We start from the raw sequence: 19,391 nt of genomic DNA, 5'->3' as shown, positions 1-19,391 counted from the left end.
AATGATTTACATGTACTTATTTTCTCATCAAAAAAAAACAAAACAAGAGATAAAACAAGAAACAATACATTCATTTTTTATATAATTATTTTTTTATAAAGTAGCAAAAGACGTTTTTAAATCATTTTTTAAATCATCAATATTTTCTAATCCTACGGATAAACGAATTAAATCACTGCTAACACCTGCACTTTGTTGTGCTTGTTCGCTTAACTGTTGATGCGTGGTGCTTGCAGGATGAATAATTAAAGATTTCGTATCGCCAATATTGGCTAATAATGAAAATAATTTTGTAGTATCCGCCACTTTTTTAGCCGATTCATAGCCTCCTTTTACGCCAAAGGTTACAATACCGCTTTGTCCTTCTGGTAAATATTTATCTGCTAATTTTTTATATTTACTACTTTCCAATCCTGGATAATTCACCCAAGTTACTTCTTCTTGATTTTCTAACCACTTGGCTAATTCCAAAGCATTTTCACTGTGTTTTTTAATTCTGATGTTTAAAGTTTCCAATCCTTGGATAATATTAAACGCATTTGTAGGGCTTAACGCTCCTCCAAAATCACGCAATCCTTCTAAAATCAATTTAAAAGTATAAGAAGACGCTCCTAAAACATCATTGTAAACCAGCCCGTGATACCCTGCGGATGGTTCTGTAAATTCTGGAAATTTACCATTTGCCCAATTAAAAGTTCCTGCATCAATTATTGCGCCACCTAAAGACGTTCCGTGTCCGCCGATGTATTTTGTTAACGAATGAATTACGATATTTGCACCATGCTCAATTGGGTTTAACAAGGCTGGAGTTGCTACGGTATTATCAACAATAAAAGGAACTTCTGCCGTTTTTGCATGGGTTGAAATTGCTTTTAAATCTAACACATCTAACTTTGGGTTTCCTAAAGATTCTACAAAAAAAGCACGGGTATTTTCTTGTACTGCTTTGCCAAAATTATCAGGATTTGAAGCATCCACAAAAGTCGTTGTAATTCCTAATCTTGGCAGGGTAACGCTTAATAAATTGTACGTTCCGCCGTACAAACTGCTCGATGCTACAATATGGTCGCCTGCTTTTAACAAGGTTAATAATCCTGTTGAAATTGCCGATGTTCCTGACGCGAAAACTACCGCCCCAATTCCGCCTTCTAAACTCGCCAAACGGTCTTGTAAAATTTGATTTGTTGGGTTGTTTAATCGGGTGTAAATAAAGCCCAATTCTTTTAATGAAAATAGGTTTGCTGCATGCTCAGAATTGTTAAAAACATACGATGTTGTTTGGTAAATTGGCACCGCTCGTGTTCCTGCGGTTTGTGTTGCGTCGTGACCTGCGTGCAAGGCGTTTGTTGCGAATTTTTGGGTACTCATTTTTCTTGTTTTTTGAAATAATTAAAATTAAAACAAAAGTTACCTGCACCTATTATTTTGATGCGCTTACTCGAAAAATGTTATGAAGAAATATAACAATTACAGCGCTGTAATTGTTTTTGAGTTATCTATCCAATTTCAGATAAATGAATCTAAAATTAAGTAGAATTTAGCACCTTCTTTGACTTAAACAAAGGGTTGCTAAGGCTTCACAGGGTCTAATCCCTCCGCCTTTCTTGATAACATTGTCAATAAGTTATTGAACTTTGTGAGCACAAATATTCAATTATTATATTTTAATATCCAAATTTATTTCACTTTTTATTTTAAAAATAAATTATTTCAGTTACAAAATATCACTAAAAAAAGCCTGTTTTTTTAGCCTAAAATCAAGCGTTTTTTCATGAAAAATAAAGCAAAAATAAAGAAGAATTATTTGAAGCATTTTCCCGCTTTCCGCACTCGCTTCTGGCTAAAAAAAGCCAGAGAGCTCAAACAATTGCTACAATCGGGGCTAGGCATTTTGCCCTATTTTTAAAGTAGTACACAACAGCATATATTTGCTAGATAAAAAATTTAAAACCTCTTCAAAAAACAAGCCAACCAACAAAGAGAATTTCGTTCAAAATAACCTGCTTATTTTTCGTTGTTTTTAGTTTATTTTTTCATAAATCCAACTACTTTTAATCGAAAAAAGTTCTTAAAAAAAAGAAAAAATCACTCGAAAAATCGTTTTTTCACGTTTTATAAGAACCTGTTTAAATTTCATCTAAAAAAATATAACAGAAAAATAATAAACTGAAATTTAGTTCAATTTAGCATCCTTATTTGCTGTAATTTTTAGCTTTTTTTGATGGTTATTGTCAATTCGAGTAATTTTAATGACTCAAAGGAATTAAAATTGTATCGAGAATTTGAGTTCTTTTATATTGATGAATTTTAAATGTCTTTACTATTAAATAAGTTCTCGATACTATTTTTTTGAAGGAAAAAAATCACTCGAACTGACAGGTTATTTAATTTTAAACAGGTTTTATCGTTATCAAAGTTTTATACTAACGATTCAAATCGCGTCCTCGGGGTTCATTTCCTTCTTGAAGCACCACATCGGAATGTAAAAACTTTACGGCAGCTGCCGAACCCTTTACTTTAGAGGCACTTCGTGCTAACATTTCGGCTTCAAAATCGGTTAATACCCGTTTTCTAATTCCTTGAATTCGCCAATCAGGTAATCTTCCACACTCTTTTTTTATAGTTCGAGCTAACGATAAAGCGTCTAATAATGCCTGATTTGCGCCCTGTCCTTTAAAGGGGCTCATTGGGTGTGCAGCATCGCCGATTAATGTTATTTTTTCTGATTTCTCTAATGCTTCTGAGCTTAGCAATTCTCGGTCGTACACTGGGTATCCTGATATTTTATCAGCGAGTGTAGCAGCTAAAATTTGAGGAATAGGCTCGTGCCAAACTGTTCGTCGGCAGGCTTCTTCTTTTAAGGCTTCTGCCCCTTTTTTAGATAAAATTTTAGCATCTTGCTCTGGCATAGGAAAACTTAATTGCCACATCACCGAATCGGCGGAGTAAGGCATCATATAAATTCGCTCGTTTCCATTGGCGGTTTGAAATACTGTTGCCGAATCTAACAACGGATTTTCTAATCCTTTTAAAGCGTCTAAAGGACAAATCCCTAATATTACAATACATCCCAAATAGCGTAAAGGTGGGTTTTTATCTTTTAATAATAGGGTTCTTACCGAACTACGAATACCGTCTGCGCCTACAACAATATCTGCTTGGGTTGTTTTTATTTTTCCGTTTACTTGAAAGGTTAATTGAACTTTTTCAGCTGTTTTTTCCACTTTTTGATCGTTTTTTATAGCTATTTTTTTATTTTCTTTAAAATCAATTAATTGATACCCCCATTTTACTTGATCTTTATTTGTTAATTGCTCTAAAAGTTCAAAGCGTAAAGATTGCCTTGCAATGTGTATGTTAGTTCGTTTTGAAGGTTTATTCTTGGCTATATTTTCGGCAGAATCTAACCATTTTCTCATTCCCCATTCGCCTATTATTTTACCTTGCGTTGTATGAATAATATGTTTTGTAGAAACAACGCCTTCTTTTAATTTTAAAATACCCAGCGCTTGAATTGCTTTGCTTGCTTGTTGCAGGGTTAATCCATAGCCTTGAGCTCGAGCATCGAAACTACTATCTCGTTCGTAAAGTGTAAAAGGTATTTGTCGATGTAAACAGGCTACTGCCAATGCCACGCCACCAATACCACCGCCAATAATAGCTATATGTGGGTAATTTTCAAGTGGTTTTTCAGGTAGATTTGTTGTTGTTACCAAGCCTGAGCCACTACAATTTATACATTTAGTATAGCTTGCTTTTGGAGTAATTGGCGGAATTAACGTAGATTCACTGACTGATTTAGCCAATGCTTTTTGATACTGAAGTCGTGCTTTTTTACTTATTTTTCGACGTTTTTTTCCTTCGCCTCTGCATTGCGTACAAATAGTCCAATTAGTGGGGGGGTTTTCCATATTTTAATACCTTATTTCGAGGGTTTTTAGCAATTATTAAATACGTAAAATTACATTTTTTACTTTTTAAAACCGAAAATTATTAGTTTTTATCTGTCATATTTAATATAGTATTTTTTAAGTGATTTTTTTTAATTTTCGGCTGAAAAAATTTTATTGTAGAAAATAGAATTTGAAATTAGAACTTCTTTGACGGCACAAGCAAGATGCTTGCGATAGCGGCGGAAAACTATGGCTAATCAGGATGCGAACCTGAAATAAATTCAGGTTGACAGATGCGATCCCTTATTTTTCTGTGATATTTTTTTTCAAATAAAATTTAAACAGACGCTAAAAGAAATTAAAATTATATCTAAAAACGAAAACTTACCAAGAGATAACAAAACCCTAGCCCTGATTGAACGGTTTGTTTGAGCTCTTTTTTGTTTTTTTCTTTAAAAAAATAAAAAAAGCGAGTAGTGAAAGCAGGTAACAGCTTCAAAAAAAATAAAAATAACGTATAGGTATAAAAAAAAATCGCCTAAAAATATTTTTAGGCGATCTATATAAAATAAAATTTTAATAGGTATTTTTATAAAAAAATATTAATTTAATTTAAATCCTATCTTGAAAAAATACTGTCCGAAGAATGAAAATGTTGAATTCGATGCCTTACGACCTAGCGTTCCTGCATTCTTCTTTTTAGTGTTTGTTAAATAATTATAGCTTAAAGGTTTTACATCGAAACCAATAAACATTTCTTTGGTTAAATAATAGTCTAAACCTGCAACTGCTTGCACGCCTACACCTAATAACTCAACATGACTTAACCCTAAATTAGAAATACTTGATGTATTACTTAAATCAATAGTAGGATCAAAACTAGAGGTTCTGGTATAGTCTATTGGTAATGAAAAACCTACATAAGGCACCAATTTTGGGCTTTTAAGTTTTAAATACCATTGTAAACCTAAAGCGGCATGTAAACTGTACTTGTCTTCACCTATAATAGACTGATACGCAGGAACAACTACAGCGTTCTCATCGTCTAAAATTGCTGGAATATTAACTGATGAAGGGGTGGTTCTAAAAGTGAAACCTCCATTTAATGAAAGTGCCATTTTATCGGAAATGAAGTATTTACCTTCAACTCCTGCCATATTCATTAAGCTATTATCATTACTATTAATAGTATTGGCATAAGGAGCTTGACCGCTTACCTGATGCGAACTACCAACATAAGTTCCGCCTTGTTCTATGTAAGAACCTCGTCCCATTAATAAAGAAACGGTATAGCTTCCTTTTTGGGGTTTATAAGCATCTGTTTGGCTGCTAACAACCATCTCTTTATCGTTTTGAGACATCGCTGCAAAACCTGATAAAGATAATAATGTTATCAATATATATTTTTTCATAATTAAATTCTTTAAGAAATTTTTTTGAGTTAAAAGTACCCAAGGTAAAACTTGGGTACTATTGTGTTTACCTTAAAGAAAATATTATGCTGATAATGCTGATTCCATTAAAGCCTTATACATTTCTGCAGATTTTTTAAGTTTTTCAATTTTAACTTCTAAAACAGCAATTCCTTCTTCTAAAGAAGCAATGTCTTCTGCTCTTTGATCAGTAAGATCTGTTTTTCCTTTTTTAATCTGCTCAATACGGTGCTTAATAACTTCAATTTTATCAGTTACCTCTAAAACTGCTACTTTTTGAGTTTTAATTTGACCTTTAATTTGCTCCATACGATCGTCATAATCATCACCTGAATATTCGTTTGCCTCTAATTCTAGCTCTAACCCATTGAAATAAACGATATCTCCTTGAAGATTGTCCATTTTTTCTTTGTTAACTGTAACCTCTAATTCTAAAGCTGTTACCTTGTCTTTTAAAGCTTGGTATTCTGCTAATTTAGTGGTGTCAATTAATGCTTCTAAACGTGTAATTTCAGTGTTACACTTTACAACATTTTGCTGTGCTTGTGTTAATTGATTTTCTGCGCTTAAAATATTATTTTCTAAAGATATTACAGCTTCTAAAGAAGTTACAACATCCCTAGCTGTATAATAATCTTTTCTTGCTTTATCATAAGCTGTTCTAGCAGTTGCTAAATTACCACTTAATGCAGTTGCATCAAATTCTGCTAACTTTAATTCATCTTCAGCTAAACTTAATTCACTAGAATTTAAGCTTGATTCATAATCGCTCAAGTTTGTTTCAGCATTTGCTAAAGCTTGTTGTGCTTCATTAAATACTTCTGTATTTGTTTTTGTTTGGTCATCTCTTTCAACATTAAAAAACTCACCAACAGTAGGGTCGTTATAATAATCAGTAACAACACCGCCATTATTTACAACATCTTGATATGATGTATATGCTGTTGTTCCGAAAACAACCTCGTTATTATCGTTGCTGATAACTTTATAATAAGTATCAGATGAACTATCATTTGCAATACCTGCTTTACCATCATAACCGTTACTGGTAATTACAACATCAGAAGGGTTTGCATCAAACTTTAATTTAGCTGCTTTGTATTCTGCTTCTAAAGAAGTTATAGAGTTCTTTAAAGACTCAATGGTCGTTTTATAAGAAGCTATATAACTTTTTTTATTTGCAATATTATTGATAAGATCGCTATAGTTTGAAGAAAAACCTTGCGCTTCTTGATACGCTTCTCTTGTTTGATCATAAAGAGCCTTCGCCGCTGTTTTGTTACTTAAAGCAACTTCATAAGTTACTGCTGTTCCTCCTGTTAACTCGGTTAATTCTTCTTGAGTTTCCGTTAAACTTTCTTTAGTATCTGCTATATTTACATTAGCAGCTTCTATTTGTCTTTTATAAGAATTTAATAAATTTTTTTCATTTTGATAATCATTTAAGTTATCACTATAGTCACCAAATGCAGATAATTCAGTCTCGTTAATTTCTTTAATTCTAGCAGTTTTTTCTTTGTTCGTTGCTTTTAAAGCATCTATTGCTTTTTGAATTTCAAGAACCTGAGCACCAATAGTTGTAGGGTCAGATAAAACAGCTTCTAATAAAGCTAACTTATCAGTTTCTTTTAATAAATCGCTTTCTAATTCTAAAACATCTAATTCGTAGCCTTTGATTGCGTTATCTTGATTAAAAACATCAACAACGTCAGCTTTTAACTTTACTAATTGACGGTTTTGCTTCGCTAATTTAGCTTCTGCGCTAATAATTAATCCTTTTTCAGCAAAAAACTTCCCTAAATAATCTCTAACAGCTTCCGATTTAATATCTTCTACCTGTGCTTTTAAGGTTGCTAAAGCAGTGATGTGTTTTTGGTTTGCTAATTCAAGAGCATTTTGTGCAGTTGCAATTGCTAATTCATTTTGCGCTAATTCAGCAGCATTTGAATTTTCTTTACTTTTTACTTCTAGTAACGCCAAAGCTAATTTTGCTTTTGCCATTTCTAATTCCGCTGTTTTTAAGGTTTTTCTAGCAGCAAGTAATTCCGCATGACCTTTGTAAATAGCTTCTACCTCACTAGACATTTCCTCTTTAACACAAGATGTTGTTAATCCTAAGGTACCTGCTAATAATACGGCAAGCGTAAATTTTCCAAAATTTTTCATTCTTTTTCTTTTTATTATTTATTTGTAATTATTTATACACAATTTTTTAAGTGAAAAACAACAGAATAACCCCCAAGTTTTGAAGAATTTTTTAAAAATCTTCTCTTAGATAAATGGCAATAATATTGTAACAAATTGAAAAATAAATTTTTTAGCAATTTTTTATTTTTTCACTGTTTAGAAAGCAATTTCTGGTTCAAAGGTATATAAATGTTCCTGATTACAAGCTTTTTAATATAAAATTATTAAAATTTTAACATAACTTTAACTAACTTATCTTGTTTAATCACCTGAAAAAAGAGATAGAACCCCTTGCAACAAAGAGAAAACCGCCTTATATATTGATTTAAAGCAAACTAGACTAAATAATAATACACAAAAAACAGCGCTATCAATAGTGATAACGCTGTTTTTAAGAAATAATATGAATTAAACAATGCTTTTTTTACTTAACAACCTCAACCCAGTTTCCTTTTGTTCTGGCTATATAATCATTATCATACATTGCTTCCACTTGTACTCCTGGTAAATAATACCTTCCTAAATACGATGCATTTAACAATACACTAAACGTTTTAGTTTCATGTTCTTTTAGTGTAAAATAATTACTAATACTCGCATCACGAACATCTGTAAAATCTACTTTTGAAGAAGTTGTATTATTTCCAAAATCAGTAAAACGAGTATTTACAATTTCCCAACCTGACGGAATATATTGCGTTAAAGCAACATTTTTCACCTTATCATTTGTCATATTTTTTACAGTAACCTCAGCTATAAAATTTGTTCCTTGCGATAAATTATCTGATGCAATCGTAGTACCTTCTTTTGTTTTATAACGAACTGTTGTTTCTAAATTATTTTGAAACACTTTTTCTTCTCCAACAGGTAAAATTCCTTTATTAAAAACACGCACATACAATACGCCGTTACTTTTATTAGAAATAGCAACTGTATTTTCTTTTTCAACACCTTTTAAATCTTCAATAAATAAGGCTTTAGAAGTCGTTACATTTGCTGATTTTTTATTTAAAGCATAACTTGCATTAATACCTGTATTTCCGCCATTTTGCAAAGCATATTTACTCATTGCTAATAAACTATACGCAGTCGTTTGTGTGCTCATCCATTTTTCACCAGATAAATTTTCGGCTATTTCTTTGGCTAATTTAATAGCTTTCGACTCTTCATTTAACAAGATATAAGTATCTAATGCCATGGCTTTATTACGAGTTTGAGAACCATAATTTGAATAACGTCGTTTACTATAATCATTTGTTGTTAACTTGCTTAAAATCCCTTTTGCAATTGATTTTTTACCGATTAACGCATAGGCACTTGCCAATCTCATTTTTGCTTCGTTAGAAGTACCACTTGTTTCACGCAAACGATTCATTGACGCAATATCAGCACTATTTGCCAAACTCAAGGTATATAATCGGTACGCCTGTGATAACGAATTATTTCCGTAATAAGAATTATTTCGCCAAGTACGTGCTTGTTGTTTTTGATAACGAATCCATTTCGATTTAAAACCGATAGGTAACGCATATCCTTTTTTAGCAGCTTCTATCATAAAATGACCAGCATACGAAGTTCCCCAACTATTTGCTGTACTATTTCCTTGCCAATAAGACAAACCTCCATTTGATATTTGAAAACCTGATAATCGCTGAATAGTCGCTTTTATATTTCTTTGAATATCTTGTTTTTTTTCTTCGGATAATTCAAAAATTTCGGCTAAATATAACTGAGGAAATGCGCTAGAAGTAGTTTGCTCTACACAACCATGCGGATATTGAATTAAATATGCCATACGTTTGGTAAAATTCATTGGTGGCAAGGTCGAAAACTCTACACTTGCACTGTTTGTTCCAGAAGTTCCAAAAGCTGTAAAATTAAGTTTGCTTTTTTCGTTCGATTTCAATACTAAATCTTTTACTTCCGTAGTTATAGGATTCGGATTCAACACATCAATTTCTACTTCGTAGGATGCTTTTTCACGTCCTGAAACGGCATCAATTTTAACTTTTCCGATTCCTTTAAAATCATTTACTTTTAAGGTAAAATATGCCATTTTTTCATCTGGCTCATTAAATGCTATGGTTTGTGTATTATTTCCTACAATAGTAAATGACTCATTTTTTTGCACTGTAATCTTCACTTTTTTAACAGATGGCAACATCGCAAATACTGTAACAGGTAAGGTTACTGTTTCTTGTGGGGTAATTTTACGAGGTAATGATGCTAAAATCATCACAGGTTTACGTACAAACGCTGTTTTTTCAGCACTTCCGTAGGCATCATTTGTAGCATTTGTAGCAACTACCATAGCACGAACAGAACCGATATACTTCGGAATTTTAATTTTATGTGTTTGACCAGCGCCTTGTTCTAAATTAAAAGGACCTAAATAAGTAACCATCGGTTTAAATCGATTGGCTTTTTTATTTTTACTTCCAGCTTCCGATTCATCACCACCAATACTTAATATCTGATTTACTTTTCCGCCATAAGCACCGATAACATCATCAAAAACATCCCAAGTTTTTACACCTAATGATTGACGTGCATAAAAAGTATTCCACGGATTTGGAGTTTTAAAACGTGTTAAATCTAATAATCCATCATCAACCAAAGCAATTGTGTACGTCATTGCTTTACCGTTTTGCTCGCTTACATTTATTTCAGCTATTGATTCAGGTCTTAATTCATCCGCTAATTCAATTACAGGTGCTAATTTTGTTACAGGATTATTAACCAACATCGGTATAGAACCATACATACGAATTGGTAAATCGTTAACAGTTTGACTGTGTTTCTGTAATAATGAAATATTTACAAATACATTTGGCGTATAATTTGCCAATACAGGAAAATTAAATGCTGTTTGTTTAGCTGTTGTTTCTATCCAAAAATGATCTAAAACTTGTGTACCGTTTTCAATGGTAATTAAAGCTCTTCCTCCTTCTGAAGATGGAAATTTTACGGTAGCGGTTTCATTTACTTCATAAGATTCTTTATCCGTAGAAAAAACCAACATAGTTGCATTCGTTTTATCTTGATTTCCTTTTTTCTTACCATACCAAGATGGCCAATCAAAATAAGCAATATTTGAAGTAACGTGTTTACTTTTCTTATCGATTACTTTTATCAAATAACGCCCCCAATCATTTTCGCTTATTTTTAAATCAAAAGAACCTTTTCCGCTAGCATTTGTTTTTACTTGCAGTGTTTTATAAGTTTGATGATGACGTGTTCCATCGTAATTAGAAAGCCCGTTATCGGAAGTACTCCACCACCAACGCCAAGATATTTTATATACTTTTACTTCTAAATTATTTGCAACTCCTACGCCATTTTCATTTACAGATGCTAGGTTAAATGTATATTTTTCATCCGTAAATAAATAATTTTTAGATTGCTGTTCTTCGGCATTTAACAATCCTACATAGGTTTTATAAGGCGATACTTTTGTAGAAAACACATCCGTACTAAAATCACCACCATTTTCATAAACCTTTGTTATGAAACTAGCCTTTAACATTCCTGGAGCTTTATTTTTTAAACTTGGTGTTACCGAAAAACTAGTTTCTCCATCATTATTTAGAGTTCCTTTTAATACTTTAAATTCTTCAGTTCCAAAATTTCGGGTAACATCATCAAAATTATAATTTTTAAATTTCGGAAACTCCGTTTTTAGCTGTCTAAACTTTCCGTTGATATCTACTTTTAAATTTCTAGCAATCGCACCATGTAACCATTTTACTTCAACATCTCCATCAATATCAGTATCAGCTTTAATAAAATCATCCGCTGTATTTAATTTAATTTTTAAACGATTTGGTTTAATCGTTTCAATTTTAAGTGTTTTATTAAAAACCGCACCTCCAACGCTTACTCTTAATTTCCAATTTCCAGTAATTGCATCTTGATTGGTTTTCGGAGCATAACCATATACATTGTTTCTATTTTTGAATAATACTTTTCGTTGAGTAATTTTTCCTTGCGGATTAATCAATTCAAATTTAATTGGATGTTTTTCGGGTATCGGATTGGCATTATCATTCAAAACAAAGGTTAAAAATAAGTTGTCACCAGGTCGCCAAACACCACGTTCACCATAAATATAGCCTTTAATTCCTTTTTGAAGTTTCGTTCCTGAAACATCAAATTTACTCATTGACAAGGCATTTCCATCATTTAACTTTAGATACGTTGTGTTTTTATCCTTAGTAATTACCGCAAAAAAAGCATCATTTTTGATAGCATCAAAAATAACAACACCATCAGAATTTGTAGTTGCCGTAATAATTGATTGTTGCTGTAAATTATACAATGTTACCCTAGCATCTGAAACAGGTTCGGTAGTTCGTAAATCGGTTACAGCAATAAAAGTAGTTCCGTTATTTCCTTTTTTAACAATTGCCCCTAGATTGGTTGCTAAAATATTGGTACTTCTTTTTTTATTGTAATAATAAGATGTTTTACACGGGTCTTCTCTGTCATCCCATCGGTAATTATAATAATCATCATTGTCGTAATAACTCGCTGTATTATATTTTTTAGTAGCTACTTCTTTTTTACCATAAATAATAGTAGTGTCATTTGTTTTTTCATCACAAGAATAATTAGAATATTGATGATTAAAAGAAAACTCAACACGATACATCGCTCCATTTTCTATGGATAAAATTTCTGATAAATCAATTGCAAACGCATTTTCTTTGGTTAAATCAACGCCTTTATTTGTTAAATTAACCGTGTATTTTGCTTCAGGACGCGCTACATAACGCAAATTACTTTGATTGTTTAAATTGTTTTGCTGTAAAAATTGTAATACATTATTTTTATAAATTTTATATACCGAAACATCTACGGCTTTTAAATTAACTGCTTTAAAGTTGATTTTTAAATTATCTGAATTAGGAACAATTGTTCCACTTTTGATAAAACTCAAAGAAGGTTTTAACTGCTGAAAATGCAACGTTTGACTATATCCATTTTTTAAAGCAAATCCTTCGGTATTTTTAATTCCTTTAAAAACTTCTAAATCTACTTTATTTTTAAAGGAACTCTTCGGATAAATAGTTACAATATTATTTTTCACTTTATAAGTAAATCTTCTTTTTTGAGTGTTTTTAAAAGCGATTAATCCATCTAAATTTTGCGATTTTTTTATAGGATCAGAAAAACTAACTTCGATATGTTGTTTATCTGTGTCAACAACTTCAACACTTAAAACCTTAAAATTATTTTTACCTGTAATTGTTAAAGTACGTTCTCCTTTTGAACTAGAATTAATACTATTTCCATCCCAAACAACAGTTATATCGCTGTCTTCTTCAAGTCTTTTTAAATTTTTTATCTTAAAAAAAGCTTCAGAAACAAGTGCTTCCGAAGTTTCAAAATTCATTGAAATATCCGCATTATTATATTTTGCTTTTACCAATTCTGATAATTTATCCCAAGCAATAACATCGCTTATATTTACCACACCTTCTACGGCATACACATCTTTACTAGAAACAATAGGCGATGACAATGTTACATTAAAAAGTAATTCTTTGGTTTTCACTTTTGCTGTGAAACTTTTTAAATCATCAGGAATTCCATCATATAATTTTGATAAATGAAGTGTTACCGCATATTCTGTATTACTTTTTAATTTTTCTAAGGGAAGAAAGGCTATTTTATTTCCGTCTAACAACACCTTCCCTTTTACCTTCGGATTTACCGTAATAACGGCATCGCTAATTGTAGTAATTTTGGGTGTTTTTTTAAGCATAAACTGAAAATCGGCAACTGAAGAAATCATTTCCTCAGGAAAAACAGCTACATATTCACTATAATTATTGCTATCACTTTGTGTGATATGCTCTTTTTTACAGCTATTGATAAAAAACACCAATAGCGTTACTGCAATTATTTTTGCAATTTTTTTCATAATATATTTTTTTTTGAAGTACCTCAAAGTTACAAATTATAAAAAACTAAAACTGTTAAATTTAGCTGTTTTACAAGCAAATAAGGAGTGTTTATTGCTACAATAATTTCTTGGTTTTTTTAAAGAAACACTACATATAATTACCGCTTATATTTAATAATCCTTAGTTTTGCAAATTATTTATCATACATATCAAAGATAATTTACATCATGTTAGGATTACAATTTGAAACCGAAACCTCTTGGGCAGATATTGCCAAAGATAACTTACAGCAAATATTAACAGACCATGCTTTTTTAGAACAAAAGGCAGCTTCTAATGCGGTGTCTTTAATTATCAATTATTCCGAAGAAACAGAACTTGTACAACGTATGAGTGAAATTGCGATTGAAGAAATGGAGCATTTTAAAATGGTGCATGATTTTATGGTAAAACGAGGAATGGTTTTAGGACGTGAGCAGAAAAACGATTATGCAATTCGTTTGCAAAAATTTTTCACAAAAACAAAAGACAGAACCAATGCTTTAGTACAACGTTTATTAATTGCAGCGCTAATTGAAGCAAGAAGTTGTGAGCGTTTTAAAGTGTTTTCTGAAAATATGGAAGATCAAGAGTTATCTAAATTTTATAAAGATTTAATGATTTCAGAAGCAAACCATTATACGATCTTTTTAGGTTTTGCTCGTAAATATCAAGATAAAGAAATTGTAGATAAAAAATGGAACGATTTAGTTAATTTTGAAGCCGAAATGATGAAAAGTAGAGGTTCTGAAGCAAAAATACACGGATAAACAGCATGTTTAGTAAAGAAGAATCAGCAGCAATACGCCAAGAATTTTGGACAAGTTTTGGGAAATCTTTTCCAAGAAAATGGTTATTATACAATACAAAAATAAAAGGATTCGCTTTTAAATTTCAAGGCGATCGTAAAACAGCATCGGTTTGTTTAGATTTTGAACATCTTGATGAAGTAGCCAATGAATTATTATACGACAAGTTATTATCTCTAAAAAATATTTTAGAAACAGAATATTTACCAGAAGTTATTTATCACGAAAATTTTGAATTAGATAACAGAAAAATTATTCGTCGTATCTATGTTCCTTATGATAAAAAATTTAGCATTCACAATAAAAATACTTGGCAAGAATGTTACGAATTTTATGTAGCTACCATGGATCAGTTTGAACTATTCTTTTATGAATATGAAGACATTATTAGAGACGCTATTTAATGTTATCTTTTTATTAATAATTTTTATTGTTTTTTTTTATCATTGTTTTATCATTGTTTTAATGTATATTAAGGTGTTATTAATCCCCTAATATCACTTAAAATGAATAACCACCCCCTATGGTTAGCAATAGTGTTTTACACACTAATTTTAACCGCTTGCTCTTCTAACAACGACAATATAAAGTCAAAACAGTTAGATACTTATGATGAAACAAATGCAAAAAAGATTGAAATAGAAATTTTAAATCAAGTAAATAATTATAGAATTAATAAAGGGTTTTCACTTTTAGAAAAATCAGAAGCTATTAAGTTTCAATCAAAAAAACACACGGATTATATGATTGATAAAAATATCGTTTCTCATGATTTTTTTAATCTACGTAAACAATACTTGAATAAAAATATAAATGCAATAAATGTTGCTGAAAATGTTGCTTACGGATATTCTTCTGCCAAATCAGTAGTAAACGCTTGGATTAGAAGCGATGGTCACCGAAAAAACATGGAAGGGAATTTCACTCATTTTGATGTTAGCGCCGAAAAAAATCCGAAAGGAAAATGGTATTTCACCAATATATTTGTGAAAAAATAATTAATAAAAAACCTATAAACGTATTTTAACAATTAGACTACGTTTATAGGTCTTTAACTTTACATTACTACTTATAATTATTTATAATAATAAATTTTGAACGCCTATTTTCTTGATGTTCTTCTTCTGTACAAATAGCATTATTAATACATTTATTAACTAATTTTTTTTCTCCAAAACCAATAGCACTCTCTATTCTTGAAGGATCTATATCTCGTGATAAAATATAATCTCTTGTTGATTTTGCTCTTTTATCTGATAAGGTTTCATTATAATCATCATCTCCTCTACTATCAGTATGCGCTTCAATTTTAATAATCATTTTAGGATGATTTTTTAAGACTTTAACAACATATTCTAACTCAAATGCTGCATCGGGACGTATAGTTGATTTATCAAAATCAAAAAATATTGGGCTTATTACTATTTCTTTATCTATAATTAAAGGTGTTAAATATAAATTTGCAACGATTTCTTTATTTCTAGTATTTGTTGTTGTTGTTTTTTTAAAATCTGCTTTATAATCTTTCTTTGACCCTCTTAAAGCATATTTTTTATTACAATCTACTTCGAATGAATAAGCTCCGTCTAAACCTGTAATACTCTTTTTAATTACTTTTCCTTTATTATTTATTAATTCAACTAAAGTATTTGTTAAAATACTATCTGTTTTAACATTAAAAGTTTTTCCTTTAATTAATTGCTTACATTTATAAGATTCAAAACTATAAATATCATCATGCCCTTTTCCCTTAGGTCTGTTCGAAGAAAAATAACCTGTTTTATTATCTTTATTAATAAAAAAAGAAAAATCGTCATACCTACTATTAAATGGAGCTCCCATATTAGTAACCTCCGATGAATTATTTTTTAACAAATTAGATTTAAAAATATCTAAGAATCCTAAATTTTGATATCCATCCGAGGAAAAATAAAACACATATTGTTTTGATACAAATGGAAACATTTCTCGACCACTTGTATTAATGTTTTTACCCATGTTTACAGGCGCTCCGTAAGAACCATTAGGTAAAATAGCAGTTTTATAAATATCTGTTAAACCATAACCTCCAGGTCTATCTGAAGTAAAATATAACGTTTTATCATCAGGGCTTAAAGCTGGATGACCACTTGAATGTACGTCATCATTTATAGACAATTCTTTGATATTGCTCCAACTACCATTAACTAAAGTTGCTTTAAATATTTTTAAATGTGACGTTCCTTTTTTATCATAATCTAACTTATCTCTTCTCGTTAAATTGTTTCTTGTAAAATACATTGTTTTACCATCATTTGTAATAGCAATATTCGATTCATGAAAACTTGTATTTACTTCTGATGATTTTATAGGAATGACATTTTTTATTTTTTTATCTTCTTTAGAAGTACTGTCTATAGTGGCTTCATATAAATCTAAATAAGGCTCATTATTCCACTTATAAACCCTTCCTTTTTTATTTTTGGTTGATGCGAATATAAATTTGTTATTATGTACATAAGCCCCAAAATCAGAATTTCTAGTGTTTATTGCTAAATTAATAACTTTTACAGAATCTTTATTTAATGTTTTTAGATTTTCATATGTTATTTTTGTTGCTCCTTGCTTATTGTTTGGTAACTTTTTTAACCATTGATCTGCTTTTTTATAACTCCCTGCACTTCTTAAAGACTGTGCGTACTTATAGATCGTTTCATTACTTAAACCTTTGTCCGTTTTAGCTGCTAAATTATACCACTTCGTGGCTTTTTCTGAATTTGAATTATTATAATAGCAATCTCCTAAACGGGTTAAAATATAAGTACTGCTATCTCCTTTTTTAACTGTTTTTTCATAAAACTCAGCAGCTTTAATATATGCGTAGTTTTCAAAAAATTTATCGGCAATTTTTTTTTGAGAGAAAGAAGAAATAACTAAAAAAAATAATAGTAAAAATGTAATTTTTGTTTTCATATATATACGCTTAAAAATATCGTGGTGACCTTACTCTTTTAGAATTATTTAACTCATACATTAACAATGCCTCATGAGTACCATTTGAAAATTGATTTATATCAGATAGTGGGTATTCATAAGCATATCCTATTCGAAATTTTTTTGATATTTGAAAATCTACCAAAGCACCTAAAGCCGCCGTGTATTCATTAAATCGATACGACCCTCCTAACCAAAATTTATCATTGAAAAGAAAATTTGCTGTTACATCGTACGACAAAGGTGCTCCACGGGTTCCTTTTATTAACGTTGCCGGTTTAAATTTCACATTATTATTTAATTCAAAAACATACCCACCTGTTAAATAATAACTTCTTTTATCAACAACACCATAATTAACGCCATCAACTGTTAAATCGTTATGATCTACATTTAATAATTTTGGAACAGACAAACCTACATACCATTTTTCTGTATGTAAAAACAAACCACTACCAATATTAGGCTCCCATCGATTCTTTACACCACTAATTGCAGGATCTAAACCTTCTGCAATTAGTAACTCATCATCTAAATTATATTGTGTAAAACCCGCTTTTAAGCCGAAAGCTAATTTCAAATCATAATTTAATTGAACAGTATATGAAAAATCGCCATATAAATAGGTAAATTTTTCATACCCTAATTTATCATTTATAAATGACAATCCTACACCTACCTTTTCATTTCGCAATGGCGCATTAACCGATAATGTTTGAGTTTCTGCACCTTTTCCAAAACCTGCCCATTGACTTCTATGTAACCCCACAGCACTTAACGCCCCTCTACTTCCGGCATATGCCGGATTTACAGAAATGGTATTATACATATATTGTGTAAACTGAGGCGATTGTTGTCCTTGTATATTAAAAATAGATACAATAAACATACTAACTGTATATAATAATTTTTTGTTATAATTCATAGCTTATATATTACTTGGTTGCTAAATAAATTGCGCCTGTAAATGGCTTTAATCCACTATTTTCTAATAGTACGATATAATAATAAGTTCCCGCTGGTAACCGCTCTGCATTCCCAAAGGTTAATCCTTCTGAAACTCCATTCCAATTATTGGCATAGTTATTCGATTTATAAACTCTTGCTCCCCAACGATTAAATATTTTCACATTTACCCTAAACCCACACGATTCCGCTCCAGTTACTTTAAAATACTGATTCCATGAATCACCGTTTGGTGTTACCGCTTTTGATATTTTAATATCATCCTGCCCACATGGCAAAACAGTACATTGATCATTTATATTTATAACAATTCGAGTAACTGATGTGCAAAAATCATTAAACGTTGTGTAATCGAAAGTATAATTACCTAAAGACAGATTTAGAGGGTCAAAAATCCCAGCTACTGAAAGCGATAGCCCATCTCCTTCAACAAGAGTCCATTTACCTTCAGATGATATATTGTTTTCAACCAAGTAATCGTTTAAGTTAATCTCGCCATCATCAATACATTTCGAGTCTGTAATTTCAGTTATATTTTGCTTCACAGTAACACTTATATTCTGTGTAAAATTAGCAACATTACCACAAAGATCAATCGCTGTCCAATTTCTTGTAATTACATAATCATTATCAGACCCATCAAAAGTATTGTGCTCTTCAAATGCTACCTGAATATTATTACTCGAACAATTATCGATAAATTCAATAGTTGGAATTTCAGGAATTTCATCACAGCTTACATTAATATCATTAATATCTGTTACTAATTCTGGTGCTTTATTATCTACAACCTTAATCTGTTGGTTGTAACTAGAAATATTACCTGCACAATCTTTAAGATTCCATGTTCTGGTGATTATATATTCTGAATCACACTGATCGGCTATTCTCGTTACATTTTGAGTATATACTAATTCTAAATCCGAAGAAAGACTACAATTATCTGATACTGATAAAACAGCAACTTCAGGTATCTCGTCACAACTCACTGTTATATTCTGAGGTAACTCACCGGTAAATGTTGGTTTGATATTATCTTCAACCGTAATTATTTGGTCTTTTTGGGTTGAATTCCCGCAGTCGTCAGTTAAAATCCATGTTCTTGTGATTGTTTTAGTTCCTTCGCAAGTTCCGGCTTTTTCAACATCGGTAAATGTTGCTTTTAATACTGTTGAACAATTG

Annotated in this window: 11 protein-coding genes and 1 riboswitch; of the genes, 3 read left to right on the top strand and 8 right to left on the bottom strand. The window is 30.9% G+C overall.

All coding sequences use genetic code 11. From position 1 onward, the window contains the following. Window positions 1-93 precede the first annotated feature (93 nt). The 5 genes from DPIF8902391_RS12085 to DPIF8902391_RS12065 all read right to left on the bottom strand — a co-directional run bounded on the left by DPIF8902391_RS12085 (window position 94) and on the right by DPIF8902391_RS12065 (window position 13,439). Window positions 94-1,368, bottom strand: a complete 1,275-nt coding sequence (locus DPIF8902391_RS12085) for an O-acetylhomoserine aminocarboxypropyltransferase/cysteine synthase family protein (protein ID WP_172505987.1) — start codon at window positions 1,366-1,368, stop codon at window positions 94-96. A 121-nt stretch (window positions 1,369-1,489) separates the two neighbouring features. Beyond that, a riboswitch (SAM riboswitch) is annotated at window positions 1,490-1,614 on the bottom strand. Window positions 1,615-2,423: 809 nt separating this feature from the next. Beyond that, complete coding sequence (locus DPIF8902391_RS12080; protein WP_172505986.1) at window positions 2,424-3,911, bottom strand: FAD-dependent oxidoreductase; 1,488 nt, start codon at window positions 3,909-3,911, stop codon at window positions 2,424-2,426. 584 nt (window positions 3,912-4,495) lie between these two features. Beyond that, window positions 4,496-5,305: a BT1926 family outer membrane beta-barrel protein gene (locus tag DPIF8902391_RS12075; protein ID WP_172505985.1), complete on the bottom strand. Its 810-nt coding sequence runs from the start codon at window positions 5,303-5,305 to the stop codon at window positions 4,496-4,498. Between the two features lie 84 nt (window positions 5,306-5,389). Then, window positions 5,390-7,492, bottom strand: a complete 2,103-nt coding sequence (locus tag DPIF8902391_RS12070; protein ID WP_172505984.1) for a coiled-coil domain-containing protein — start codon at window positions 7,490-7,492, stop codon at window positions 5,390-5,392. Between the two features lie 445 nt (window positions 7,493-7,937). Beyond that, window positions 7,938-13,439, bottom strand: a complete 5,502-nt coding sequence (locus tag DPIF8902391_RS12065; protein WP_172505983.1) for an alpha-2-macroglobulin family protein — start codon at window positions 13,437-13,439, stop codon at window positions 7,938-7,940. Window positions 13,440-13,649: 210 nt separating this feature from the next. Between DPIF8902391_RS12065 and miaE the strand changes: the two genes are divergently transcribed. From miaE to DPIF8902391_RS12050, 3 genes are all read left to right on the top strand, one after another. Then, a complete protein-coding gene (miaE, locus tag DPIF8902391_RS12060; protein ID WP_058884912.1) occupies window positions 13,650-14,231 on the top strand; it encodes a tRNA-(ms[2]io[6]A)-hydroxylase in 582 nt (193 codons plus the stop codon). 5 nt (window positions 14,232-14,236) lie between these two features. Further along, window positions 14,237-14,674 (top strand): DUF4268 domain-containing protein, encoded by a 438-nt coding sequence (locus tag DPIF8902391_RS12055; RefSeq protein ID WP_058884911.1) that lies wholly within the window; start codon window positions 14,237-14,239, stop codon window positions 14,672-14,674. Between the two features lie 102 nt (window positions 14,675-14,776). Then, the gene (locus tag DPIF8902391_RS12050) at window positions 14,777-15,268 is read left to right on the top strand and encodes a CAP domain-containing protein (RefSeq protein ID WP_058884910.1); all 492 of its coding nucleotides are present in this window, start codon (window positions 14,777-14,779) and stop codon (window positions 15,266-15,268) included. A 67-nt stretch (window positions 15,269-15,335) separates the two neighbouring features. Here the strand turns inward: DPIF8902391_RS12050 and DPIF8902391_RS12045 are convergent, their stop codons facing one another. From DPIF8902391_RS12045 to DPIF8902391_RS12035, 3 genes are all read right to left on the bottom strand, one after another. Next, window positions 15,336-17,222, bottom strand: a complete 1,887-nt coding sequence (locus DPIF8902391_RS12045; RefSeq protein WP_172505982.1) for an OmpA family protein — start codon at window positions 17,220-17,222, stop codon at window positions 15,336-15,338. Between the two features lie 10 nt (window positions 17,223-17,232). Continuing rightward, window positions 17,233-18,168, bottom strand: a complete 936-nt coding sequence (locus tag DPIF8902391_RS12040) for a PorP/SprF family type IX secretion system membrane protein (protein ID WP_058884908.1) — start codon at window positions 18,166-18,168, stop codon at window positions 17,233-17,235. A 10-nt stretch (window positions 18,169-18,178) separates the two neighbouring features. Then, the coding region (locus tag DPIF8902391_RS12035; protein WP_172505981.1) for a gliding motility-associated C-terminal domain-containing protein at window positions 18,179-19,391 on the bottom strand (1,213 nt) is incomplete at its 5' end.

This window comes from Tenacibaculum finnmarkense genomovar ulcerans (assembly GCF_900239495.1).
Taxonomy (GTDB): Bacteria; Bacteroidota; Bacteroidia; order Flavobacteriales; family Flavobacteriaceae; genus Polaribacter; species Polaribacter ulcerans.
This window is presented reverse-complemented; position numbering and strand designations above follow the sequence as displayed.

Coding starts and splice junctions, on each gene's coding strand:
- DPIF8902391_RS12085 (WP_172505987.1), bottom strand. CDS start 1,368: ATGAGTACCCAAAAATTCGCAACAAACGCCTTGCACGCAGGTCACGAC.
- DPIF8902391_RS12080 (WP_172505986.1), bottom strand. CDS start 3,911: ATGGAAAACCCCCCCACTAATTGGACTATTTGTACGCAATGCAGAGGC.
- DPIF8902391_RS12075 (WP_172505985.1), bottom strand. CDS start 5,305: ATGAAAAAATATATATTGATAACATTATTATCTTTATCAGGTTTTGCA.
- DPIF8902391_RS12070 (WP_172505984.1), bottom strand. CDS start 7,492: ATGAAAAATTTTGGAAAATTTACGCTTGCCGTATTATTAGCAGGTACC.
- DPIF8902391_RS12065 (WP_172505983.1), bottom strand. CDS start 13,439: ATGAAAAAAATTGCAAAAATAATTGCAGTAACGCTATTGGTGTTTTTT.
- miaE (WP_058884912.1), top strand. CDS start 13,650: ATGTTAGGATTACAATTTGAAACCGAAACCTCTTGGGCAGATATTGCC.
- DPIF8902391_RS12055 (WP_058884911.1), top strand. CDS start 14,237: ATGTTTAGTAAAGAAGAATCAGCAGCAATACGCCAAGAATTTTGGACA.
- DPIF8902391_RS12050 (WP_058884910.1), top strand. CDS start 14,777: ATGAATAACCACCCCCTATGGTTAGCAATAGTGTTTTACACACTAATT.
- DPIF8902391_RS12045 (WP_172505982.1), bottom strand. CDS start 17,222: ATGAAAACAAAAATTACATTTTTACTATTATTTTTTTTAGTTATTTCT.
- DPIF8902391_RS12040 (WP_058884908.1), bottom strand. CDS start 18,168: ATGAATTATAACAAAAAATTATTATATACAGTTAGTATGTTTATTGTA.